Below are 26,241 nucleotides of genomic sequence, written 5' to 3'. Positions count from 1 at the left end.
TCTCAGCATCATTTATCCGGTGTTTGGCAACTGAGAGTCGGATTTATCGACTCTCAGCATCATTTCGGACTTTACGCAGTTTAGAGTCGGTTTACTGAATAACTAATTCCTCACGTTGCCCGACTTTCAAATCCACTTCCACCGTTGCCTTGCCCGCTGCAGCATCATATTGCACGCTCGCGCTCTTGCCCCCGATTGTGACGACGGGTTCTCGCTGCGCGATCAACTTCAATCTGCTCGTTCCCGCGCCTTGCATCTGCGCGCGAATGACGCCGTCTTCATAGGAATAGTCCGACAGCTCGATGCCGAACGCTTTCTGAATGCTAACCGGGTAGGGATTCGCTTGAACTCGGCGCACCGTTATCTGCGAAGCCGCATCCTGCCCCGCTCCCTTCGCAACATCCACAGGCAGCTTGTTAGTCGCTTCGAGCAGTTGACCATCCACTTCAATCGACTCCAAGTACGGACCCGAACCTATCATCGCGATATCTAGTCGTTGATCGCCATAATATAGCCCTTCGAGCGTCATTTCTTCCCCGGCATACGGATGGAAGGTGAAGCCTCCCGCTTCCATGGAAACGCCGACCACGCCATGAATCGCTGCTTGATACCAGCCTCTCATGGAATAGGCATGCCAGGTGCCGTTCTCCGTATTCCAACGGTCCACGTCCGGTTCGGCCGTATCGATATAGCAGGAAATGCCTTCCGGGCATGTCAGCTTCCCGGTCCAATAGCTCACCCAGCCGATCCATTGCTCAATCAGGTCAGGACGATTGCCATCGTTAATCAGCTGCATGAAGTATTCGCCGGTTACCGGCCACCAACAGTGCAGCTGGTTCGCATCCATATCAAAGGCATCCGACCAGACCGGAATTTCACGCAAGCCCGCTTTGCAGACGATATGGTTCGCGAAGAATTCAAGCGCTCCCGCATTCACCTTATCCATCAAATCACTTAAATAATGGCTCTCCCATTTGACCGCGTTGGCGTTGAAGGAATTGCGCTTCTGCAGCGTCCGCGAATCGATGGAACTAACGACGAACTGCTTTTCTTCGTCATAGAACAGCGGCAGAAAGTTCTTCTCAATCCCGCTGAAGACGGCTTTCGCGCGATCCTTTGTCTCCTGATCGCCTACGAGCTCTGCCAGGTACTCCATCGAACGAGCCGCACAGTAGAAAATCGTGTTGTTCAAGCTGCTAATATCGCTGGTCCCCGTTTCATGCATGAACGCCGGAAAATCCGGAAACAAGGAAGCCCCTTCGCAAAAGCCCGTTCCTTGCACTTCCCGCGTCAGAATGAGGTTGAAGATCCGTTTGACAAAATCATAGCGATCCAACACATCCTGCTTATTGCCCGTCGTCGCATAATACTGCTGAAGCAGCGAAATATACATGCTCTGCGCCGGAAGCGCGCTGACGCTGTTCAAGCTCATGTCATGGCGATAGCTGTGCGCAATGCCCCATTCCGCATCTGCCGTCTCTTCGTAGAAGCGAAGCATGTCGCCGATAAACGCTTGATCGCCCCAATAGAGCGAGGCGTAATTGCTCGTAATGCCGTCCCAGCCCCATACCCAGTACTGTTTGTTTTTCGCTTTAATGGCTCCGGGAACGTCCGTAACTTTGCAGGATTCGTGGTACAGCGGAATTAGACTCATGAAGTCGTTTAACCCTTCATAAGGGCTGTTCAGAATAGGCGAACGTTCCCGAATCCGTTCATACCGGGCAAATTGCTTCGACACGGCTTCCTCGATTTCAGCTGACATCACATAGGCTTTATTCAGCAGCGCTTCCTTATCGCAATCAAAACTGATTATGAAGCTGTAAGTCCGGTTTGGTTCTAAAGCCTCGCTGCTAGTGAGCATATACTTCGAATTAAGCGGCCTCTTGGAATAGCCAATCGGAAAATCCGCACCAATGCTAATAAATAGAGGAACCGGCTCCTCGCGGTCGTATTTACTCACATCCGGATTATTGATATTGATATCATCGGGATGGCCGGCTTCCCGCTCTTTCTGAATCTCCAGGAACGAGCCGTGCAGCAGACTCGCTGCTTCATCGTAGGACCATTCCTCCCACACGCGACTTGTGCCGCCGGCGCTGAACCGGAAGTCCTGCGAATCCGCCGGGATTAAGGCGAAGTCTTTGTAAAACTCCATTTTGTAGCGAAAAGAAAGCGGGAGCTCCGGAGGTGTCGTCACTTGAAATACGATCGACTCATCTACCGCCATCATCCGGTGCTGAAGCTTTACGCCATGAACCTCGCACTCGGATTCAACGCCAAACGGCCATAGGTTGGAATTCGAATAAGAGAGCTTCTGTGTTACGCCATCCAGCTCGATAAAATGTCTAAACCCATCCCATAATCGTTGCAGAAATATCGTGTTGCATCCGCGGATGGCAAGCGGGTTGTGATAATTCACCTGGGTCACGGCATTCTGATCGATTTGAAAATTCAATCGGCTGTCCGAGAACCATCTCGGCGATTCCGGGATGCCTTTCTCACTTACGATTACGCCTCTGTTTACGCTATAAGCCGTCTTCATCTCGTCAATTCTCCTCTTTCACTCGTTTTAAGCTAAGTATCCAATCCTCATGATCCGGCGTGAACGTTCTCCACATCATCCCGCTGCCATAGCCGTGATACTGGAGGTCTTCATTTCGGACCGCATGCCACGCTCCCGTACGAGGATTCATCCATTTCCCTTCGTAGGTTTCGCCGCCTTGTTTTGCGCCCAAGACCATGACGAGGACCGGGACCGGAGCTTGGCCGCCTGTACAATAGACGATGTATTGCTCCCTAAGAATGGCCGCGCAGTACACATTGCTTTCCGCCACCGTACTCACCCACTCCGGATGAGGCTCAAGCTCCCGCCAATTGACCGTTTCCATAAGATCGCGTACATGCTTCATCTGGCCAGACCCGGGCAGATTCAAATCATCCTGCCATAAATCAGGCCTCATTTGATCCGTCCATTTATCCTTCTGCTCCCCGTTATATAAGGACCAAATCCCATGCGCACCATAAGTCTGCCCGATACAGCCCTGCAGCAGCGGAACATAAGTGGCGAAACGGATATGTTGATCGTTTATGCGAATGCCGTCATCCAGCACGCAGTTGGGATGATTCTCATACCAGGATTCGCTCATAATCGAGGGTTTGGGCGGCTGCATCTGATAATCGAGATAAGGCAGCATTTCCATGAAATTTTTGAATCCGAGCACATGCCCCACTTGAATGAGGTTGAAATCGTACCACTCTTCCGCATGGTAATGCCGGCTGCCGCTGTGCGGTGCGACGGAGTGAACCGAGGTCGGATGACTGTAAGGATCACTGCGATGAATTTCGTTCCCCAGCTCGCGCCAGCCTTCCACGTCATCCGTGAACAGATATTCGCCTGCCGGCGACCACATCACGTTGAATGCGGCATATCGTGCGACAAGATAACGGAGATAATGCTTGGCGCCTTCCACCTTAATGCCTTGCAAATCCTGGCCCCACATGGCCATTAAACAAGGAACGAATCCCATGCTGAGCATGAGGCGAATGCGCAGGTCCAAATGGCTGAAATAGGCTGGATTAATGAGCGAGTACCGCTCCAGATACGGCGCTCCTCCTTCATTGAGAAAATACTCCGGCTCATATCTGACATAGCTGCTTGTTTCTTCGCTGAATTGGTCTGCTGTCGGATGGCCGACAACCAGCTGGATCACATTGAAGCCTTTTTTCCTGCGGTCTTCCAAATAGGCCGGAAGCGTTTTCTTCAAGTCGCAGCGCAGCGTATGCGCGGACCATAACGTATCCCCCATCCAATAGAACGGCGTTCCATCTCCGTATTCGAACCATCTGCCCGATTCATGAATGCGCACGAAACCTCTTCGATTTGGATTATGCTGAAGCTCCTCTTCTTGCCAAGCGGCAGCTGTTACGATGCCCGTATGGCCGTGAAGTCCGGCATCCGCTTGATCGGAGCAAATCGTCGTATAATGCCATTCTCCCGCAGTAACCGGAGCAAAACGGACCTTCCACAAACTGCCTCCATCCCAGAAGCCGGGAATCATCAGCGTCTCTCCGTTTGGACCGATAAACTGAGCCTGCAGCTCGACTTCCAGGAAGGGATTATCGTACCTTTCCGCTGCTTTGAAAACCAGCTCTGCGCATTCCCACACTTTCGCGTCCATATTGCGGTTCAAGCCCGTCACCTCCTCCATAATAACTTCCGCTTACTTGTCGCCAACTCTATTCTAGTGCAAGCGCTATCAAGGAAAATAGTGAATATACGGCTAACTTATGCTGCAATCTGGAAATGTGAAAAACCAAAAAAACAGCCAACCGGAACATTCCGGTTGACTGTTTGGAAGAAAGCCTTAGTTGGTAATAAGCGCTCTGTCCGCTACTACCCATGTGAAGGAAGAGCTTGCGTTCTTCGTTCCGGTCACGCGAACTTTAACGGTATGGCTGCCGCTCGAGAGCGTCGGGCTGGTGTAGATCAGCGTATTCTTGAGCAGTGTCGCATTGTAGAGATCCACCATGGTTTCGGTTCCACCATCAATGGAAATCGCTGCAATACCGGAAGAGTTGTATTTCTGGCCGTACAGCTCTACCTTCGTTCCGGTGAAATCCACTTGATAATAATCATTCGTATTGCCGGAGTAGTGCTCATCATCCAAGTAAGCGCCTGTGCTCGCTCCTGAACCCCATGAGCCAACGAATTCGAACTGGTTCAGTCCCGTACCGGTCACAAAATCATTAACCGTTGTCGTAATCGTATACGCAGCACTTGCTACGGACGAGTCCGACATGCCGGACTTGATGGCAATCGCCTTCAGCGTCATGCTCGACGAAACGCTGACCGGACCGGTGTACAGCGTGGAAGAAGCTGTCGGCGTGCTGCCGTTCGTTGTGTAACGAATATCGGCGCCGGAGGTTGCCGTCGAGATCGATACCGATTGCGTGCCATTATACGTGCCTGCTGCAAGGCCAAATGTCGGCGTAGCCGCAGGCGTTGCCGAAGCGGTTACGACGATACGATCCGCAACGAGCCAGTAGGCCGATGAGCTGGCATTCTTCGTACCCGTTACGCGGAGCTTCACCGTATGCGTGCCGCTCGTTAATGTCGGGCTTGTGTAAATAAGCGTATTGAGCAGCAGCGTTGGATTGTAAAGATCGATGTTCGTTTCCGCTCCGCCGTCGATCGAAACCGCGGCAATACCGGAGGAACTATACTTCTGAGCATAAACCTCTACCTTCGTGCCTGTGAAATCGAACTGATAGTAATCGTTCGTGTTCCCCGAGTAGTGCTCATCGTTCTGATAAGCACCCGTGCTTGGACCCGAACCCCATGAGCCGACATACTCGAATTGATTTTGCCCCGTACCCGTTACGGTATCATTCACTGTCGTCGTTCCCGGCAGGTTAATCGTATACGCTGCAGTAGCTACCGCAGAGTTCGTCATGCCCGCCTTGATGCCAATCGCCTTCAAGGTCTGAGATGACGAGACGTTGACAGCTCCTGTATACAGTGTCGAAGAAGCTGTCGGTGTGCTTCCATCGGTTGTATACCGGATATCAGCGCCGGAGGTAGAGCTTGAGATCGTAACCGACTGCGCAGAAGTATACGTTCCCGCAACAGGGCTGAACGTCGGCGTTGCCACCGTTGAAACGGGAGCTACATAACCCGGAACCCAATCCGTGCCGCCAAACTCATAGGCTCCGATGTCCGGTGCAGTGCCGACATATCCGTCTGTTACCCCGGAGATGACCGCTCCGGCATCTTTGGCCGGCGACGAAGTCGTGATGCGATATTGCAATCCGCCTGTACCGCTGCCTACGAATAGCGGGTTAGTCGTTTGGAAGATAGAAGTCGTCGATGGATTGTAGTTGATGACTTCGTCGCGGAAAATATTATTTTTCATATTATCCGTCGCTTCATTGGAGTAGGTTACGTAGGATGCATAACCTGATGTTGCTAACGTGTTGTTGAAGATCTTCTGAACATCGGCGGAGGAAGTATGTTGAATATAAATATCCGCAACTACGTTGTTCCACAGCACGTTATGATCGATCTGAGCCAAGCCTGAACCTTGGTCAAAATAAATACCTACTTGGATGCCTTCTCCCGTCGACAAAGCCGAGGAGTCATGAATCCAGTTGTGGTGGATGCGCAAGCCATCCGTTACATAGTCTCGGGAGGAGTAGATCGCTCCCATATCCATATTCAGCATCCCGAAGTTATACATATCGTTGTAGCCGACATTCACGTTCTGGCTGTTCATGAAGTCAATGCTCGCGCGGCCGGTGCGATAGATGGTATTGTTGGTAATCGTTTGGCCATTCGTGCCATCTACAGGCATGACTGCACTCGCGTACGTACCCTCATAGTCAATGTCGTGGATCTTATTGTTGTTCGCTGTCGTGTTCGAGCCGAGTGCAACGCCTACGCTGGAGCTGTAAGCAATTTCGCTGTTCTGAATAATGCTGTTCGCACCCATCAAGCGAATGCCCGTACCTACGCCTGTCACGACTTGACCTGTATGCGTATATGTGACATCCGAATCTGTAATCGTAACCCCATGATTGATATACTTCGCATTCAGTCCGTCAAGCGTAATGTTCGTGCTGCTCGTGTTGGACGTAATGGAAGCCGCGAACAGCTTCAAATTCCGGATCGTAATATACGATCTGCCGCTAAGGTCAAACGCATAGTTCCGTTTCTTCACTTCCACGTTCGTCGGACTTCCTCCGCCCGGCGCATACAGATAAAGCTGCGTGCCATCGTAGAAAAATTCCTTCGCAACGTCCAGTGCGCCAAGGCGTCCCGTTAAGTAATAGTACTTCCGCAGTCTGTCATCGCCGCCGATGATGCCGCCGGATAAGGTCAGCTGTGTTCCCGTTTGTGCCGTAATGGTACGAGTCTGCGAGATAAACCAGCCGTTTACCCAAATCGTGCCGCCAACCCAGCCTCCGCTGATGCTTGGAATGCCGGAGTCATTTACCGTTTGCGCTCCTGATGTTGACCAAGTGCCAAGGGTACCGTTGCGGAAATCGTTGCGGTTAAACAGATCGTTCGAGTCCGGCAGGTTCGGCCAGCGGGCTTCGATCATCATTTGCCCGTTCACGAACACTTGATTGGCGAGCAGTGTCGTGTTGTTCGTCATATTCGCGTTATAGCCGTTCGTCATGGAGATCGTTTTCTTATAAATATTGCCGCTGTGCACCGACCAGCCGCCATCCGCTGTATCGGCACCGCTGACCGTGACATCCGCGCCGCCATCCGGCTCATAAATAATCGGATTGCCGGCCGAACCGGAATTCGTCGGCGTAATCGTTTCGCGGTAGATACCGGTGCGGATCTTAACCGTGTCGCCTGCAGTTGCAACTGTCGACGCTTTCTGAATGGTCGCGAACGGCTGGGACGAAGAGCCCGGATTGCTGTCCGAAGCGCCGGTACCGCCTACGTAAAAGGTGGCGCCTGCCGCAGCCGCATGCTGCGGAGGAGAAATAAAAGGAATGCTGAGTGTTGCAGTCATTGCCAATAAGACCATTTTGCGAAGAAAGCTGCTGCTTTTCATTGAAAAGTTCATACGCACATAATCCCCCTCGAATGATGTTATGCTTCACTTGGCCTTTCACTGTAAAACTACCACATCTCGATTCTCTCTCAAATGCAGAGAGTGTAAACGCTTACTTCTTCTGGAATCTCTAAAAAAGCTGGTTCATTATTCACCCCCTTTATCGTACGTCTTCATATAAAACGGGAGGTCCCATGCCCTATAATTATGACGCAGGACCTCCCGGTGAAGCTGCTCTCTACTAGTTCGTAGTGTTTAACAGGAGATCAATTACTTCAGCTGCTTGCGCTCTGGTGGCTTGAAGCTGCGGCCCAAAGCTGCCATCCGTGAACCCTTTGATCAGGTTAAGCTGCGCAGCGAGTTGTACGGAATCGGAAGCCCAGCCGCTGATTGCCGCTTGATCCGTGAAGGTGGAAGCTGCTGCCGGGTCAGGTTTCGCACCGCCGTTTGCATAGAGATAAGCTTGAACAACGATTTGAGCCATTTGTTCACGTGTAATGACGGCATCCGGCGCAAAGGTTGTGGCCGATGTGCCTTTCGTGATGCCTGCCTGGTTCGCAGCATACACGCTGTCCATGTACCATGCGGAATGCGAAACATCCGTGAATGCTCCCATCGATGAAGCGGATGCAGCCGGAAGCTTCAATGCGCGTGCGATCATCGACACGAATTGAGCGCGAGTCACGGTAGCATTCGGCTGGAACAATTGCTCGGATACACCGTTTACGATTTGTTTGGCAGCCATTCGTTCAATAGCCGCTTGCGCCCAGTGGCCTTGAATATCGCTAAAGGACTTGTCGGATTCCAGCACGGCATATGGTGAGAAATGATCCAAATCAGCGCTAACCGTATGGTCGTTCGTCAACGTTCCGCCCACATACTCCCACTTCTTGGTGGCTTTATTAAAGTAGTAGACCCCAACCTTGTCTTCATCTTCAATTTGGGCAGCTTCTACAGTGAACTGAACCTTTACCGGTTTGCTGAAGGCATGGACAGGCTTGCCGTCTACGGATAAATCGAAATCAAACACGCCTGAGATTTGCTGCAAATCATCTGACCCCGGCAGGTTGCCCGTCGTTGACCAGCTCAGCTTCACGGCATCCCCGTTCTTCACTTTGAATGAACTTGGATCAAACTGCAGCTGCACGCCGTTACTCTGAATAAGGATCGGTTTGCCGAGCTCGGCCGCTTTGGCAATCACTTCTCCGGTGAGTTCAATTTGTACATGCCCGACAGACTCCGACGCAGTCGCGTCGATCGTCAACTGTTTCTCAGTCCCGGCTAATTGCTGAAGCAAGTAGGACGTTTTCGTCGTAACGGTCAATTGGGAAATTCCGCTGACATCTTTGCTTATTTGTTTATCGCTCTGAGCCGTGGATGTTGTCTGGCCCGGCGATGATACCGTAGGCGTCCCATTAATCGAAATGGCTGCACTGCTGTTCACGGCAAACACCGTCTCGCTAAGCTTGGCATCCAACAGCTTCATCGTTTGCAAGGTAACTGCGGCATCGCCGGTTTGCTTAGCCTTGAATGTAATGCTGCCAATGGCAAAATTGCCTTGCTGCACGGCTGCGTTTCCCTTCTGTGTGGCTGCCATCGTAATATGATTGCCCTCTACAATCGCAGGGACCATAAACCCTTCAATAGCAGACTCCGAGCTTACATACTCCAGTTTGCCGGAATCAAAGGTTAGTTTCGCTTCAAAGGCATATAAAGCCTGAACATTCTTACCGGATATCTCGAAGGTGATGGAATCACCGTTCTTGATGGTTGAGGGGCTGGACTTAAGAAGGAAGCTCGTTGCCGGATCGGCTAGCGCAGCGCCGGTGAAAGAGAAACAAGCAGATAGCAGCATCGTGACGAGTAAATAAGCGGTTAGCTTGAGCTTCAACATGGAACACTCCTTAAACGTGAAGGTTACGGGAAGGCCGATGAATCGGCCTTCCCGTACATCGTACTAACGAAACATTTTCATCGCAATAAAGGCCAGTTCGTAAATTCCGATTTCTCCGTCGCCATTAATATCTGCGCGCTTAATCGAATTCCAGTTTGCATCGGCAGAAGTAGCGCCGTAGTTGTAGGAAATGATGCCAAGATCTCCGACGTCATAGCCCGGCGTGCTGTTCAGATCGCCTGTCGTAGCCGTGATGATCAGCGACTGGAAGTGCGTAAGTGCGTTAGTCAAATTCGTAGTGGCTTGCGCAACTTCTTGCGTCGTCGCCGCGCTGTTGTCGCGAACCGCTGCGGCAGCATTCAAGGCTGTAAGCAATGCGGCCTTCGTACCTGCCGGATATTGATCAATCTCAACGCCTTCAACTGCATCGTCATATACGCTTTGTGCGTTACCGATAAGTGCGATCAGCTCTGCTTTATTCGAAGTAACGGTAATCGAATGGCTGACAGGAGCAGCTTGAATCACATCTCCGTTGCCATTGGACAACCCGGCGCTTGTGACGGCAATTGCGCCAGTTCCGGATACCTTCGGATTAAACGTAAGCTTCAGCACGTCTGCCGCGCCTTCGATTGCTCCGTCATGCCCAAGGCTAACGACTGCCAATCTAACCGTTCCAGCCTCTTCATTGTGAACGGTTTGTTGAATCTCCGTGCCTTCCTTAACGGAAGTGGCGCCGACAAAGGTGAACAGATCTTTGTCATAGCTGATCGTGATGTCTTGCGCTGCAACGGCTTCTACGTTCTCGACCCTGTAAGTGAGGTCGAAATCCGTGCCTTGAACAACAGCATCTGTTCCTGTTAATTTGACTGTGCTGCCAGTCTCTTCCTCACCTGCGATGCTGATGTAGTCGATGTTGATAAGTCCCGTATCGCCTGCATCCTTCTTAATGGCGATCGTATTCTCGCCTTCGGCAAGCGTCAGCTTCACGGTTCGGTTGCCCCATGTATCCCAGTTTCCGGTGCCGGAGTAGTGAACTTGCTTAATCTTCGTACCGTTTACGTAAAGCGATAAAGTTCGATCATCGTCTCCATCAGCATAACGGATGGTCACATCTTTGCTGCCTGCAGCAGCTGCATTAACCGTAAAGGTAAGAGATGGAGCATCTCCGTTAAAGCTGTCAACAAATCCGGTGCCGGAATAACCGGGATGATCGGTGTTTTCTTTGACATTCCCACTAAATGCGGAAAGTTCCGCTTCATACTTCATGCCCGGTGCATGTTCTTGATTCGCATCCAATGGAATGCTGATGTTATCGACGTTTACAGCACCGGTATCGCCTGCGTCATATTTGTAGGTAATGGTATTCTCACCGGCTTGCAGGACCAATTGCTCGGTTTTGTAACCCCAGCCATCCCAGCCGCCGGTTCCCATCAAACTCGTTTGTTTGATTTTCTCGCCATTGAGATAAACGCTCAGCGACCGGATATCCGAATCCCCGTTGGCGTAACGCAGCGTAACATCCTTCGTCACGGTTGCGAAGGTATTTACGGTGAAGGTTACTGCTGCTCCTTGACCATTGAAACTATCCACGAAGCCTGTGCCCGTAAAGTCGTCATGATTGGTTGCCAGAGCAGTTCCGCCTTCAAGTGTGGCTTCCTCTGCTTCATAGATAACCCCTGGATCCGGCTCCGTCTCTGCCGTTGGTACTGGCGGATCTGTCGGATCTGTCGGATCTGTTGGATCCGTCGGATCTTCCGGTGTTGGCACCGTCGTAGGCGTCGGCTCATCAATCGCTCCGCTAGTTGTAATGACGATTCGGTCTGCGGTCGTATAGGTGCCGCCCGAGTTCTCATTCTTCTTCCCTGTAATTCTCACTTTCACCGTATGCTGCTCCAGCGGTAAGCCTGGGCTCGTGTACAGCAGCTTATTGGCATCGCGTGAAACATTATACAAATCAACGAGCGTTTCCAGCCCGCCGTCTACGGAGACCGCAATGATACCGAAGGCATCGTTCTTCTCCCCGTATACTTTCACTTGCGTACCCGTAAATTTAAATTGGTAGTAGTCATTTGTTGTCGCGTTAAAATGATCGGTTTCCATGTAAGCCTGACCATTCGCGCTTGCATTCCAAGAACCAACAAACTCATACTGGTTCTCGTCCGTACCTGTATCCGTATCGTCGAAAGTTAATGTCTGCGCAGGCTCAGTATCACTGCTCGTAATAACAACACGGTCTGCGGTTGTATAGATGCCTTTCGATAATGCATTCTTAAGTCCGGTAATTCTGACTTTAAGTGTATGGCTTCCGTTAGACAACGTGTGGCTTGTGTAAAGCAGCGTATTAGCCTTACGTGTCGGATTGTAGAGATCGATCAGCACTTCAGGACCGCCGTCAATCGATGCGGCGACAATACCAAAGGCATCGTTCTTCTCGCCATACATTTCGATCTGGGTGCCCGTAAATCTCACTTGATAATAGTCGTTTGCCGTTCCGCTGAAGTGGTCGGTTTGCAGATACGCTTCAACATTTGCGCTTGCATTCCAAGAGCCTACAAATTCATATTGATTCTCATCTGTACCGGTGTCATCATCGTCAACGGTTGTGGTTTGCGCATCGACGGAACCAAGGATAACAACAACTTTATCCGCAGTATGCCAGTAACCGCCGGAGCTCTCGTTCTTCGTTCCGGTCAATCTAACCTTAAGCGTATGCTCGCCCTTTGGCAGCTCCGCGCTGGTGTAGAGCAGCGTATCTACAATTCTTGTAGCGCTGTAGCTGTCTACCAGCGTTTCTTCGCCACCGTCAATCGAAAATGCCGCAATACTGAAGGAATTGTTTTTCTCCCCGTACACTTGAATTTGCGTGCCGTTAAATTTCACTTGATAGTAATCGTTAGTAGTTCCGCTGAAATGATCGGTCTGCATATAAGCTTGATCGTTCGGACTCAAGTTCCATCCGCCTACAAACTCATACTTATAAAGACCTGTACCTGTCTCATTGTCATCCACCGTCACCGTTCCCGTAGTGACGACTACACGATCGGCAGTTACCCAGTTTCCGCCGGAGCTTGCATTCTTCTCTCCGGTCAGTCGGACTTTCAACGTATGGCTGCCAAGCGGAAGCGTCTCGCTGGAGAAATGCAGTGTATTAACCGACCGTGTCGCACTGTACGTATCGACCATGGTTTCCGGTCCGCCATCGATGGAGAAGGCAGCAATGCCAAAACCGCTGTTTTTCTCGCCGTACACGCGGATTTGCGTTCCGGTAAATTTCACTTGGTAATAATCGTCAGCTTTGTTGTTGAAATGATCGGTTTCCATATAAGCTTTGTCATTTGCGCTTGCATTCCAATCGCCGACAAACTCGTATTTCAATTCAGCCGACCCTGTCTCTGCATCGTCAATCGTGACCATGCCGAGCACAGGAGGAGGCGTCGGAGGCTGAGGTGTTGGTTCCAGCGGTTGTTCCGTAGCGTAATAAGCCGGTACATAACCGTCGGCTGTGTAGCCCGGTACCCACTCTTCGCCGCCTAGCTCGTAAGCTCCGATATCGGGAGCCGTACCTACAAATCCATCTGTTACTCCGGCAACAATGCCACCTTTATCCACTGCAGGCGATTCTGCTTTCAGGCGGTATTTCAGCCCGCCATGGCCATCATTGACGAATTTAGGATCTGTCTTTTGTCTGATGGTATTGATCGCATTATCAACGGACAGAATCGCATCACGGTGAATGTTATTCTGATTTACGTCAATCGCTGGGCTTGTGTAAGTGGTGTAAGACGCTGTAGCCATTGAACCGAACGTATTGTTATAGGTATTAAAAATCTTGATGGGCTTGCCCTCGCCAAATTCATGTTGGTTGTAATAGTCAATCATATTATTCCAGAGGACGTTGTGATCGACTTGTGCCGGACCCGATCCTTGATCGAGATAGACACCTGTTTGGATACCGGTATCCGGGATGTTATAAGGCGCTTTGTTATCATGGATCCAGTTGTGGTGGATTCGCGTTCCCGTCAGATCGGAGGATCTGGAAGAGTAGACCGCACCTAAGTCCATGTTGGCTAAGCCGTAATCGTACATATCGTTATAGCCAATCTCGACATTCGGATTGTTGTACATGTCGATGCTGGAACGACCTGTTCTGTAAATGGTGTTGTGCGTAATCGTTTGGTTCCCTGTAAAAGGTTTCGGTACGATACCGCTCGCATAGGTTCCATCATAGGCAATATCATGCACCAAGTTGTTGTTTGCCGAGTTGCCTTCGCCGAGTACGATACCCGCTCCGGAGCTGTACTCGATTACGCTGTTATGAATGCTGCTTCCCGGACCGATCAGCCTGATTCCCGTTTCGTCCGAGTGAGAGTAAGTCAAATCCGGACCTGGCAGCGTTACGCTGTGGTTGATATATTTGGCTTTCAGCCCGTCAACCGTAATGTTCGAGCTGCTGCCATTCGTCACCAATGAGGCTGCTTCTACATGGATGTTATTTATCGTAATATTGGATTTGTTGTTCAAGTCAAAGGCATAGTTGCGTTTCTTCACCTCGACGTTCTCCGGACTGTTTCCATCGGGAGCCCACAGGTAGAGCTTCGTCCCGTCATAGAACCATTCCTTCGCACTGTCGAGCGCGCCCAGCTTACCCGTGAGATAGTAATAATCACGGAATGCTTCAACTGTGTTCTTCGATAGCGTCAGCTTCGTACCGGTCTGAGCCGTGATCTGTGCGGTAGACGGAATAAACCAGCCTGTCATCCACATTTGACCGCCAACCCAGCCGCCATCCATATTCGGGATCTCGGCATCGTCTACGGTCATACCGGAACCTGCTGTAGCCCAAGTGCCATGCTCGGCGCCTCTCCAATCCGCGCGGTTCATCAGATCATCCGAGTTCGATACGTTCGGCCAGCGTGCTTCGATCATCATTTTGCCATCGACGAACACTTGGTTCGCCATAAGCGTATCGTTAGTGGTCATATGATCGTTATAGCCGTTCACCGGAAGAGAAATCGTCTTCTGATAGATATTGCCTTGATAGACGGACCAATCGCCATCCGCAGCATCCGCACCGCTGATGGTTACCACTGCATCGCCATCCGGTTGATACACGATCGGACTGCCCTCAGTACCGGAATTGGCCGGCGTAACGGTTTCCCGATAGATACCCTCGCGGATCAATACCGTGTCGCCGGCTGCGGCAACACTGGCTGCTTTCTGAATCGTTGCGAACGGCTCCGCGGATGTTCCGGGGTTGCTGTCCGAGGCGTTGTCACCGCCTACATAATAACCAAGCTCTTCTGCTTGGACCTTCTCAATAGGTGCGAGATAGGGGACGATAATCGTCATTGCCAGCAGCGTGGAGCCTGCAGCTCGCAGCAGCTTCTTCTTATTTCGTTGCAATGCGGACATGCTCAAACCTCCTAAAAATTTGTAATCGCTTTCACGATCGAACGATTTTAAGGCCATTTTCACGAAAATAGGCAAAAGAGATCCCTGGCTCTACATGAAGTGAAAATTCATATAAAACCAGGGAGTGTCATTCTTAGAAGCTACTTATTACGGCAACATACCTTCGTTGCTCTTCAAGAAGTAATCATTGATTTCTTTCAGCGTTTGATCATTTGCACCGTTCTTCGTTGCAATGTCGCTGAATGTTTTCCACAATTCTTCGAATTGAGCATCGTCTTTCGCAGCCATTGTTTTCGTCAGCGCTTTCTCGAATGCATCTCTGCCCTTCCAGAATTTATCTGCGCTCGGTACCGGACCGAAGAAGTTCCAGATCGCCGGGTCTACTTTAATGGTTGTCGTAATCGTAGAAGTTGTGTTGTTAGGCAGGTTGCCAGGGTTAAAGAAGCTCAGACCGTCTGCCGGAGATACCACTCTGTCGTAAGCATAGCTAGGCGTTACAGTGGAACCACCCCACATGTAAGTTGGGTATGGCGGCCATTGTTTAGACGAGGAGCCGAGTCTGTTGTTGTGCAGGTTGTATTTGTTGTTGGCGCCGTTGTCTTTGTTGTACACCATTGCATCTTCAAGGTCTTTATCCTTAAATACGCGCTTGCCGTCTGTCTCATCGAACAATCCTGCACTTCTTGGACCCCAAGTGTACATTTTCTCGCCGACTTCAGAGACCATGTAATCGAGGTAATGAATGATTTGCGGCAAATCTTCTTCCGCTACTTTGTCTTTGAAGATCAGGATGCTTTGGTTATTGCCGCTAGGTCCTGTTGGGGAAATGAACGTATCCGTATTGACCGGCGCATCCATGAACACTTTTCTGTATCTGAACTTCTTGCCGGCTGCTTTCAGTACGCTCTCATCCGGAGTATCCCACAGATAAGCGACCGCATATTGACCGTTGTTCATTTTCTCCGTATGTGTCGCTTGGTTCTCAAGCAGCGATTTAGGATCCATTACTTTATCGCGAACCAGCTTATTGAACTCCAGAAGCGTTTGTTTAAACCATTCTTGTTGGAACATGAACTCGATTTCTTTCGTTTTCTTGTCATAGTACGTGAAGTAGTTGTTATTCGCAGGAATGCGGTTAATGTACGTTTGAAGCATAGTCAGCGTACTCCAGTTGTCGCCGCCGCCGAATGCATAGGAGGTTTCAACCGGCTTGCCGTTTTCTTTAATGTTTTCTTTCTTAATCATCGCTTGCATGTCATATAGGAATTTGTAGAAGTCATCCTTCGATTTGATCGGCACATCATACAGTTCTTCTCTCGAGAACTTGCCGCCGTTTTTCACGTATAGGGCATCGATTTCATCCTGTGTTTTGGCTATTGGGTACAGCTTCTTCAAGAGGTCATCACGTACCCAGATCGAGCCCAAACCATCCGGCGCTTGTTGGGAGTTTGGACTGACGAACGACGGATCAAGCACCTTCAGCGTATTGTCCGGATCACCAAGCTCAAGCGGGAATCCGTAGGTTTTGCCATCCAAATTTTTGACCGTAATATTTTCTACGACTTTGGGAAGCTTGTCGAACGGCGTTCTCTTCGCCAGATTCGGTGCATACTTGGCGATGACATCCGTCAAATCGTATACCTTGCCTGCTTTAACGAGGTCAGCCAATGCCGTTGTATCCGAACTCATTACGATATCCGGCCAATCGTTGGCCGCGTTCAGCATGCCCATCTTCACATTCAAATCCTGACCGCCGTTATCGAAGGAGTTTTCTTGGTCGATCTCAACGCCGGTAACCCGCTTAGCTTCAGGCGTTACAACGTCTTGCTCTGCCGAATTATGAGTAGGCTCGCCTGTACCGTGGGAATACCACATTTTCAATTTCAGCTGTTTCCCTTTCCAATCCGGGAAGTCCGAGCTGTCCGTTACTTTATCATACATGTCATAGTAGAATTGCTCAGCAGGAGCTGCATTCTCAGTCGTGTTCGCTGCATTCGTTGTATTGTCTGCAACAGCTTCTTTATTCGTGTTTGTGGCAGCGCTTGCATCGTTCTTCGCAGGTTCATTATTATTGCTCGAGCAGCCGGCCAGCATGGCCACAGACAATGCTGCTGTCAGCGATAGGCGTACGCCTGTTGATAGTTGCTTCTTCACACATAATCCTCCCTTATTTATGTAGCCGTTTATAAAATTAGGTATGGAATGAGCTTACAAAGATATGCGATAATAGAAGTGCTACAATCTCAAGAACATATTCATGAGATCGGCCGGCTAGTAGGTTTGGCGACAGATTAGCCCGCTTTCACTCTTTGATATGTTCTTTTTTCATGGCCTTGCAACCGTATGATCCCCTTATTCTTACATGCTTGATTTCCCCATTACTACTCTATCACAGACAACTGTAGGCCTCACCACCTTTAATAGATGACCTGATTGAACGCGTTACTCTTTCACGGCTCCGAGCGTAATGCCTTGCACGAAATACTTCTGCAGGAATGGATAGATAATGACAATCGGGATGGTCGTAATGATGATATTAGCTGCCCGAATCGCAGCCGGCGTCATTTGGCGCGGCGAACTCGTTGCACCCATCGTGCCCATTCGAATGGCTTCCTCCATCAATTTCGTGACTCTCTCGCCTTCCCTCAAGATTTGCATCAATATATATTGAAGCGTATACAAATGCTTGTCGGTTATAAAATACAGCGTTGTCGTCCAATCATTCCAATGACCTACCGCACTCCATAATGCCAGAACCGCGATAATCGGCATGGATAAGGGGACATAGATTCGGAACATAATGATGAACTCATTCGCTCCGTCAATACGTGCTGATTCTGCAAGACTTCCAGGGATACTGAACAGATACGACCGGATAATGACCATATTATATAAGCTGAAGGAAACCGGGAGCACATACACCAGAAAGCTGTTCAGCATGTGCATTTTGGAGAAAAGCAGGTATTGCGGGATCAATCCTCCGTTAAAATACATCGGGATCATCAGAAACATCAGGACTACCGCTTTGCCTTTGAAGTCCTTAATCGTAAAGGCGTAAGCGCACATATATTGGACAACCAGCGCAATAAGCGTCCCGATGATCACCCGCAAGACCGATATGCCGGTCGCCGTAATCACATCTTTGTTCTGAAGCAATACTTTGAAATTATCAACGGTGAATACCCGCGGCCAGAACGTGATGCCTCCGAATTGCGAATCCATCGGATCGTTAAACGCGATCGCGAGCACATTCACATAAGGAAAAATCATCGCTACGACTAAGATAAACAGGAGGCTGATGTTCCCGTATTTAAATACTTTGTATGCATTGGATTCGTGACTCATCTGGGCCTCCTACCATATCGATACGCCTGATATTTTCTTGGATATTTTGTTTGCAATGATGATTAGCAGCAATGCGACCAACCCTTGCGCGAATCCAACCGCAGTAGCTAAAGAGTAGCTGCCTTGTTGAATACCCGAGGAGAAGATAACGGTTGCGATAACATCGAAGTTAATAAAAGCGTTCTGCATCCCGTAGACGAGCTCGAAATTGCTTGCGAACAACGTTCCGAGTGTGAAGAGCAGCAGCAGAATCGTCGTTTGCTTCAGCCCCGGCAATGTAATATGCAGATGCTGTTTGAACCGATTGGCGCCATCCATCTTAGCGGCTTCGTAGAGATGCGGGTCGATGGAAGTAATCGTTGCGAGATATACGATCGTTCCCCAGCCGACTTCCTTCCACACGCTTAGCAGCAGCAGCAAGGGGAGGAACAAGCCTTGCTGGGACAGGAACATTTCCCGCTCCGTATCCGGACCTAGCACCGCAACTCTCAGGTCGTTCAGCGGTCCGTAGGAATCGAAGAAGGAGTAGCAGAGACCTACAACGGCGATCCAGGACAAGAAGTGAGGCAGATAAGTCAGCGTTTGAACACTTCGCTTGTACAAGCCGTTCTTCAACTCATTTATCATGAGCGCCAGTAAGATCGGCGCCGGGAATCCGACGAGAATAGTGAGCACGCTCAGCTTCAGCGTATTAATAATGGAACCCCACAGCATTGGAATTTGGAAGATTTCCTTGAAATGAACCAATCCCACCCAATCGCTTTTCCATAAACCGGCGAACATATTGTAGTCTTGAAAGGCTGACAATAATCCTGGCATCGGCAAGTAGGAAAATATGAAAGTCAAAACGATGGAAGGCAGCATTAGCAGGTAACCGAACATATTCGTCTGAATGTTTTTAAACACTCTGGCACGTACCGTTTTCTTCACAGGCACTTGAGTCGCAATCGTTTTCAACATATTCCCTCCTCTCTCGTCACTTGCTTTTCTCTTGTATGTTTGAATTATAGAACGCTTTCATTTCTGGAAATAGTAAAAATACGGATTACAAATAACAGAATAAGGATCTCCTTATTTTCACAAAAATGACCTTATCCCGATATCGCAATCGGAATAAGGTCATTGTTAATTACGCTGAAATGGCTTTTACATCCATCCGATCGGCACTGTAATTGGATGGTGTCGTAAGAATAACCTTCGTTCCTCGTCCGGGCTCGCTTTCGATTTCAAGACCGTAGCCTGAGCCATAATAGGTTTCCATCCGATTGCGGACGTTCTTCATCCCGTAGCCGCTGTATTTGCTCTCTTCCGCACCTTCGAGTATGCGCTTAATCTTCTCGGGTCCCATTCCAAGTCCGTTATCTGCAATTTCGAAGCGGATCGTTTCGTTGTCGTCATTTGTGCTGACGCGAATCGTAATGAGACCGCCTGATTCTCGTCCGCTTATCCCATGCAGAAACGCATTCTCCACAATCGGCTGAAGTAAATTCTTGAGCACCAGCTGCTGCCCGGTGTCCGCCTCGATGTGGATGTCGTAATCGAAATCATTGCCGTACGCAAACATCTGCAAGCGCAAATACTCGCGGATCATTTCCGTTTCCTGCTCAATCGTAATGATACTGCTTCCTTTGTTCAATGCAATGCGGTAGTACTTCACCATTGAATCCACGACCTCATGAACCTTCGGATCGTTATAGATCCATCTGAAGGTCGAGAGCGTATTGTACAGAAAATGGGGGTTGAACCGTTCCTGCAGCAGCTGCGTCTCCAATACGGTTTTCTCCAGCTCATAGTCGGTAATTTTGCGATAATATTCCTTGATCCGCATCGTCAGCTCGTAGAAAATCCGTCCCATTTTCCCGAATTCATCTTCCGTTTCCTCGAAAGGCACGAAGCTGTCGCTGCTGATTAAGCTTTCGACATTGGTGTTCATTTTTCTAAAGAGTGCCTCCAGCTTCTTCGTCAGGAAATAAGAAACCATCTCGACCGTAACGAACAGAATGCCGATGAGGAAAATGAAAATAACGAGCACCGTGATCAAATAACCCTTTAATCCTTGGAATACCAGGCTTTTCGGAACGAACATCGAGATGTCGCCGATCCCCGGCTTCAGCTCTTTGTCGATAATATAATAGTCGTCGCCGGCCGAATCCCCCTCTGGGATCGACTCTTCCTCCTCGCCTATCACCCATTGCTTCTTCCCGTCGACCTCGTAAACGATATAACTGCCTTCCGGAATTTCATAGGTGAAGAAGTTCGTAATTTGCTGTATCGGAATTTGCAGCTCAATAATAGCCAGCGGTTTGCCAAGCGACATGATCTTCTTGTAGCCGAACAGATAATTAGATTCCACATCGCTGAATTGGGCTTTAATCGTCCGGTATTTCCATAAAATTTGGGAGTCGTCATACTGCAAAATTTCATCCTTCAAACTGACGCCGTTCGTTACCCGTACGTTCTCCAGGTTCTGAATGCTTCGCAAATAATCCCCATCATAGTTCGTATCTTCGATGGCATAAATCTGGAAATTCACATCCCGATTATCCGACTTCATTGCATTAATGACGCTCTGCAAATAGTCACTGAAATTCATAACCCCAACAAGGTTCTGATCGGTCTTGGTATCCAAATAATTAAAAATATAGAAGTTGTTATTAATCGCCATCAACTTATCCATGTTCGAAGACAGCAGACTGTTTATCCCGTTCACGCTGCTGGTCAGTTGAATGTCGTTCTTGTTAATAATCTCTTGTACTTTGGCGCTCCATACTTTCTGAATCATCAAGGAACCGAGAATAATCATAGGCAGAAAAGCAAACACGAAGATGATCGCGGCGATTTTATGGCGATACGACAGCTTCCCGATCATAAGACAACCTTACTCTTGTATTCAGCAGGCGTCATCCCGACGTTCTTCTTGAATGCAAGGCAGAAATACGACGTATTCATGTAGCCGACCTCTTCGGCAACGGACGCCACTCTGCTGTCCTTGTCCTTCAGCAGCTTCTTCGCCGCATCAATGCGTACTTCAATGACATAGTCGAAAATCGTTTTGCCAACTTCTTTCTTGAACAGCGCGTTGGCATATCTGCCGCTTAAGTAGACTGACTTTGAAATATCCTCGATCGTGATCTGCTCGTGGTATTTCGACTTAATGATCCCTATAATCGTATCGACGACCTTCGTATTCTTACTCGTGTTCTTCTCAGACAAACGATCGATAATGGACATCAGCCATTGGTAGATCTTCTCGCTCACATGGATCGGCGTATCCGGCTGGCTGAATTGTTTCCATATTTTCATATCGTCCTCCGCCAGATCCCGGAACGTTTGATTAGCTTCCTGTAAAATAATTCGCGTAATATTCATGACCATGAACGCAAAGCTCTTCACATAATTGGCATCATGCCGGGATACCCGATCGCCCAGGTATTTATCCACAAACTCTCTGACGTCCGCAGCCGTGCTGTAGATCATCAGTGTTTTCAAATCCTGATAAACCGCTTCGAGATTGGGGAGATCCTCGAACGGGACATCCGTGCGGTCTTCGATTTCTTCAAAGGTGATGATCGGGTTGCTGCCGCTGTAGAATCGGGTGTGGACGGCTTTCTGTGCCTGCTTATATAGTGTTGAGATATCCGCGATCTCCTCGGAAACTTTACTGATGCCTGTAATAGCGGTAAGCTCGACTCTTCTGCTGATCTCCATGCTGATTTCTACGGCTGTATTCATGATGTTGTCTTCATCATCCGCTTCGAAGATAATGGCGGCATAATCCAGGGGGGAGAATTGAATCGGATAGATATAACGGTTGCCTGTGCTCAACGAGGTAATGCTTCTCTTGACGGAATAGGAGACGAAATACGCATCCGCCACGCCATGATCGATCGCTTTCTCTTCTGCTTCGTGAAGCTGGATCGACAGCACATGAATCCGGTCATGCGGCCGGACTGCAACCTTCAGGAACGCCATCCGTTTGATAATATCGGCTTCGTTATGGAAATTCCCGAGCAGCAGTTCTTTGAAGAACTGCTCTTGTACGAGCGGCAGCATCATTTCCAGCTGCTGCAGCATGCGTTCTTTCTCCATCGATTGCGAATGCTTGATATCAATATCATGGACGAGTTTCTTGACCGCCGTCACGAGCTCATCGGCAATAATCGGTTTGAGAACATAGCCGTAGATGCCCAAGTCGACGGCGGACTTGGCGAATTCGAAATCGCTGTGACAGCTGATGAAAATAACTTTTATATCGGGATACCGCTGATAAATGTGCTCCGATAACTGGACGCCGTTCATAATCGGCATCGCGATATCGGTTACGATGAGATGCGGCTTGAGTTCATCAATTCGTTCCAGCGCCTCCGCGCCATTCGGGAAAGTTGCCACCACTTCGATGCCAAGCGATGCCCAATCAATATGATTTTTAAGACCATTACGCTCGTACTTGTTGTCATCCACGATGAACATCCTATACATGCTAGTCCCCCTCAAACCCTTTTTCTGATTCTGTTACCCTAAAAATATAGTGAAAGCGTTTTAATAGCAAGATGTTTTTGGTGCGCTGAATTGTGGTGCAGAGCTTAACCTTTGGCTGACGCAAGCCGCGGTAGCCTCTAACGTGTGGCTGCCTCGCAGGCTCGTCGCCGTGCAAATTTTCTCCACTCGCCGGATTCTCGTCGATGTAGATCCCTAGGCGAGCTACTATCTCCCATTACTCCAACTTTACGCCGTCGTAGATCCCTGGAGGAGCTTCTTTCTCTCGTTTATCCAAATTTCTGATGAAGAGGATCCCTAGATGAGCTACTTATCTATTGAGCTATACCGGCGGCGCAGTACCTCTCTTCTACCTCAAACCGCCAACTCTTGCTCAAGAGCGGTATCCAGTACCCTCTCTTCTACTTCGAACTACCATTTCGCGCCAAGAAGTGGTACACCGTACCTCTCTTCGATCGTTACCCAATGAAAAAAGCTGCCCCTATCATCTAAACGATGATAGAGACAGCTCTTGATCCAAGTGAGCAGTAGATGAAACTCCTAAGATTGCCTCTTGTTCCTCTGCAGCAAAGCTGCTACACCAACCTCTTGCCAATCTCCCAATGGTGCCCGAACGGGTCAATCAGCCGTCCGATTCTCCAGCCGTGGCCCTCATTGACTGGCGCAACTACCTCAGCACCTGCCGAGATTGCTTGCTCAAATAGTGCGTCCGGGTTAGCCACGGTAAGAATCATCCGAACGGAGCCCGGCACATCCGGATTCGGACTAGATTCCGGATCCTCTTGAATCCAGAAGCCCGCTCCTTGCACCGACAGTTCCGCTAGAACCGGCTTTCCCTCTTCTTCCTCCAGCCTGTAGAGCTCAACCGCGCCGAATGCAGCTTCGTAGAATGCTAAAGCTTCAACCGCACTGCGAACCGAAATCCATGGTGCGATTGATGCTGCTGTAGATTGCGACCGAACCTGCGACATCCGCTTCCCCCCTCATTGACAATCCTATTCCCGTACAAGTGCTTTCCAGTAATTCCATGCTTCCAGATACGCCGGCAGATCATGAGGATGGTGTAGCAAGCACACGCCAATCCGATAATAAAGCCCAACCACGACCTCCCATACCAGCTCCTCGCGCTCCATCGGCTCATGGTCAAGAAGCTCGAATGCCGCAAGCAGCGTTTCCATCGTCAAGTCGTCCGGCGAAGAAACGAATGCGAAGATGAAATCATAGAGCAGCGGTCCGGCCATCGGAGTCGGATCGATAACCCCCGCCAGCTGCTGTTCGCGGTACACGAAGTTATGAACGCCGCAGTCGCCGTGAAGCCAATAATCGGGACGTGCTTCCCTGTACACGAGCAGCTTTATCGCAATGGAAACCACCAGTTCAAAATCGGCTTCCGGGAGCAAGCTTCCCATTTCGTTTTTTGCAAAATCCAAACCATTCAGCGTATGATCATCCCATACTAAAGAAGGGTCCGACTGCTCCACTTCCCGGTAATGATTCAACAGGTTCACCGTTAAACGAGGCAACCATTCTTGCTTTAGTCCGCGCTCGTCACCTGTTGTGCCGGGCACGAATGCATAGACGATATAAGAGTTATCCGGGGCTGTAAAATGAACCTTAGGCAGCAGCGCACTAGCCGCATAATCACTCAGAAATTGCGACACTACTGACAAATACTCCGCTTCTTCCGACTTCAGCACATAACGCGGCTGCTCGTCCACCATTAGGATGTAAACGCGCCCTTCTGTCGTGCCGCTCACCTGATGCATAAGCTTGGTATCCGGATGGATGATGTGTTTGACTGCAAGCTCTTGAATGATTTTACAGATATCCGGACTCGCCGTCTGCTCTGCTTCCATCTTGTTCACACACTCCATTCCATTATCGAATTTCAACCACTCGATCTATCATTACCAAGAAGCAATGCAACCGTCTGTTCTTGGTTCGGTTCCGCCAATCAGGACGCCATTCTCATCCCGCCATATAACCTGTCCACAGCCATACGCTTTACGATCTCGCACGATCCGAATCTCATGGCCCTTGCGCTTAAGCTCTTCTACAATATCATTCGGCAGCTCACCTTCAACGGCAACCTGTTTGCCTTCCATCCACTGCCATCTAGGCGCGTCAAGCGCAGCCTGCGGATTCTGATGATGATCCAATAAGTGAGAGATCACCTGCAGATGACCCTGCGGCTGCATAAAGCCGCCCATTACGCCGAATGGGCCGATCGGTGCTCCGTCTTTCGTAATAAAACCCGGAATAATCGTATGATAAGGCCGTTTCCCCGGCTCCAGCACATTGGCATGAGCAGGATCAAGGGAGAAGGAAGCTCCTCTGTTCTGCAGGCTGATCCCGGTTCCCGGCACCACAATCCCCGAACCAAATCCCATGTAGTTACTTTGGATAAAAGAAACCATGTTCCCCTCTCCATCAGCAGCAGCCAAATAAACGGTTCCGCCCTTAGGCAATTGCCCCGGTTCGGGCATCAAAGCCCGTTCTCCGATCAAGCTGCTGCGAAGTGCGGCATAGGAAGGGGACAGCAGCTGTTCCACACTTGCTTTCATTCGGTTAGGATCCGTAATATAATGCTTCCCATCTGCAAAGGCCAGCTTCAGCGCTTCGATCTGCACATGATATCTGTCAGAGCTCTCATAACCGGATAGATCCAGTCCATTCAACATATTCAAAGCCATCAAAGCGACAAGTCCTTGCCCATTCGGAGGCAGCTCCCATACGTCATAACCTCGATAAGCCACTGAAATCGGGTCCACCCATTCCGGTTGAAACGGTGCAAGATCGGTGCTGCGAAGCAGCCCTCCGCTCTCTCTGGCATACCGATCGATGACCTCTGCCAGCTCGCCTCGATAAAACGATTCGCTCGCGGTTTCCGCAATCAGCCGAAGCGTCCGCGCATGATCCGGTGACCGCCACATCTCGCCGGCCCTCGGTGCTCGTCCATTCGGGGCAAAGACACGAAACCACTCTGCGAAGTCAGGATCATTCCCGCTTCTCTGCGAATACACCTCGTGAGCACGCTGCCATTTCAACGCGAGCTCCGGTGAAACCGGGTAACCGCCCTCGGCATAATCAATTGCGGATTCGAGCAGTTGCGCGAATGGCAATGCGCCGAATCGAGCGGATAAACCGGCCCAGGCAGCCGGCGCACCGGGAACGGTCACCGGCAGCCATCCGCTTGACGGCATTTCCGCCTCGAATCCCCGCTGCCGAACCGCTTCCGGCGTCAACAGCTCAGGCGCTCCTCCACTCGCGTTCAATCCATACATTTGCCCTTTATACCAAACTATCGCGAACGCGTCGCTCCCAATGCCATTGCCTGTCGGCTCTACTACCGTAAGACATGCAGCGGCTGCAATCGCCGCATCAATGGCATTTCCGCCTTGCTGCAATACGCGAAGTCCCGCTTGAGAAGCGAGCGGCTGCGAAGTGGCAACCATTCCTTTCTTAGCTACGACTGCCGTCCTTCTCGATGGATATGGATACTCCGATAGATTGAACATGATAGGC

Annotated in this window: 13 protein-coding genes; all 13 read right to left on the bottom strand. The window is 49.9% G+C overall.

Annotated features, from left to right (window positions below; genetic code table 11):
• Positions 1 to 91: 91 nt before the first annotated feature.
• The 13 genes from BM412_RS04575 to BM412_RS04515 all read right to left on the bottom strand — a co-directional run bounded on the left by BM412_RS04575 (position 92) and on the right by BM412_RS04515 (position 26,234).
• Entirely contained in the window at positions 92 to 2,542 is a 2,451-nt protein-coding gene (locus BM412_RS04575) for a glucosidase family protein (protein ID WP_091214511.1), read from the bottom strand.
• Between the two features lie 4 nt (positions 2,543 to 2,546).
• A complete protein-coding gene (locus BM412_RS04570) occupies positions 2,547 to 4,190 on the bottom strand; it encodes a glycoside hydrolase family 140 protein (RefSeq protein WP_177245660.1) in 1,644 nt (547 codons plus the stop codon).
• A gap of 174 nt (positions 4,191 to 4,364) precedes the next feature.
• Positions 4,365 to 7,580 carry a chitobiase/beta-hexosaminidase C-terminal domain-containing protein gene (locus tag BM412_RS04565; protein ID WP_091214506.1) on the bottom strand — a complete coding sequence of 1,072 codons (3,216 nt, stop codon included), beginning with the start codon at positions 7,578 to 7,580 and terminating at the stop codon, positions 4,365 to 4,367.
• 229 nt (positions 7,581 to 7,809) lie between these two features.
• Positions 7,810 to 9,462: an S-layer homology domain-containing protein gene (locus BM412_RS04560; RefSeq protein ID WP_091214503.1), complete on the bottom strand. Its 1,653-nt coding sequence runs from the start codon at positions 9,460 to 9,462 to the stop codon at positions 7,810 to 7,812.
• 63 nt (positions 9,463 to 9,525) lie between these two features.
• Positions 9,526 to 14,874 (bottom strand): CBM35 domain-containing protein, encoded by a 5,349-nt coding sequence (locus BM412_RS04555; protein WP_177245659.1) that lies wholly within the window; start codon positions 14,872 to 14,874, stop codon positions 9,526 to 9,528.
• 147 nt (positions 14,875 to 15,021) lie between these two features.
• Positions 15,022 to 17,028 carry a type 2 periplasmic-binding domain-containing protein gene (locus tag BM412_RS04550; RefSeq protein WP_091214498.1) on the bottom strand — a complete coding sequence of 669 codons (2,007 nt, stop codon included), beginning with the start codon at positions 17,026 to 17,028 and terminating at the stop codon, positions 15,022 to 15,024.
• A gap of 288 nt (positions 17,029 to 17,316) precedes the next feature.
• Complete coding sequence (locus tag BM412_RS04545; protein ID WP_091214495.1) at positions 17,317 to 18,219, bottom strand: carbohydrate ABC transporter permease; 903 nt, start codon at positions 18,217 to 18,219, stop codon at positions 17,317 to 17,319.
• Positions 18,220 to 18,228: 9 nt separating this feature from the next.
• Positions 18,229 to 19,179 (bottom strand): ABC transporter permease, encoded by a 951-nt coding sequence (locus BM412_RS04540; RefSeq protein WP_091214493.1) that lies wholly within the window; start codon positions 19,177 to 19,179, stop codon positions 18,229 to 18,231.
• 169 nt (positions 19,180 to 19,348) lie between these two features.
• Positions 19,349 to 21,088, bottom strand: coding sequence for a sensor histidine kinase (locus BM412_RS04535; RefSeq protein WP_091214490.1), 1,740 nt, complete (start codon positions 21,086 to 21,088; stop codon positions 19,349 to 19,351).
• Positions 21,085 to 22,698 carry a response regulator transcription factor gene (locus BM412_RS04530; RefSeq protein ID WP_091214487.1) on the bottom strand — a complete coding sequence of 538 codons (1,614 nt, stop codon included), beginning with the start codon at positions 22,696 to 22,698 and terminating at the stop codon, positions 21,085 to 21,087. Before BM412_RS04530 ends, BM412_RS04535 begins: the two co-directional genes overlap by 4 nt.
• A 593-nt stretch (positions 22,699 to 23,291) precedes the next feature.
• Positions 23,292 to 23,687 carry a VOC family protein gene (locus tag BM412_RS04525; protein ID WP_091214484.1) on the bottom strand — a complete coding sequence of 132 codons (396 nt, stop codon included), beginning with the start codon at positions 23,685 to 23,687 and terminating at the stop codon, positions 23,292 to 23,294.
• 24 nt (positions 23,688 to 23,711) lie between these two features.
• Positions 23,712 to 24,590 (bottom strand): phosphotransferase, encoded by an 879-nt coding sequence (locus tag BM412_RS04520; RefSeq protein WP_143111564.1) that lies wholly within the window; start codon positions 24,588 to 24,590, stop codon positions 23,712 to 23,714.
• A gap of 33 nt (positions 24,591 to 24,623) precedes the next feature.
• Positions 24,624 to 26,234: a gamma-glutamyltransferase family protein gene (locus BM412_RS04515; protein ID WP_091214479.1), complete on the bottom strand. Its 1,611-nt coding sequence runs from the start codon at positions 26,232 to 26,234 to the stop codon at positions 24,624 to 24,626.
• Positions 26,235 to 26,241 lie beyond the last annotated feature (7 nt).

The organism is Paenibacillus sp. BC26, assembly GCF_900116125.1.
GTDB classification, from domain to species: Bacteria; Bacillota; Bacilli; order Paenibacillales; family Paenibacillaceae; genus Paenibacillus_Z; species Paenibacillus_Z lignilyticus.
The sequence above is the reverse complement of the archived record's forward strand: the minus strand, read 5'-3'. Positions and strand labels throughout refer to the sequence as shown.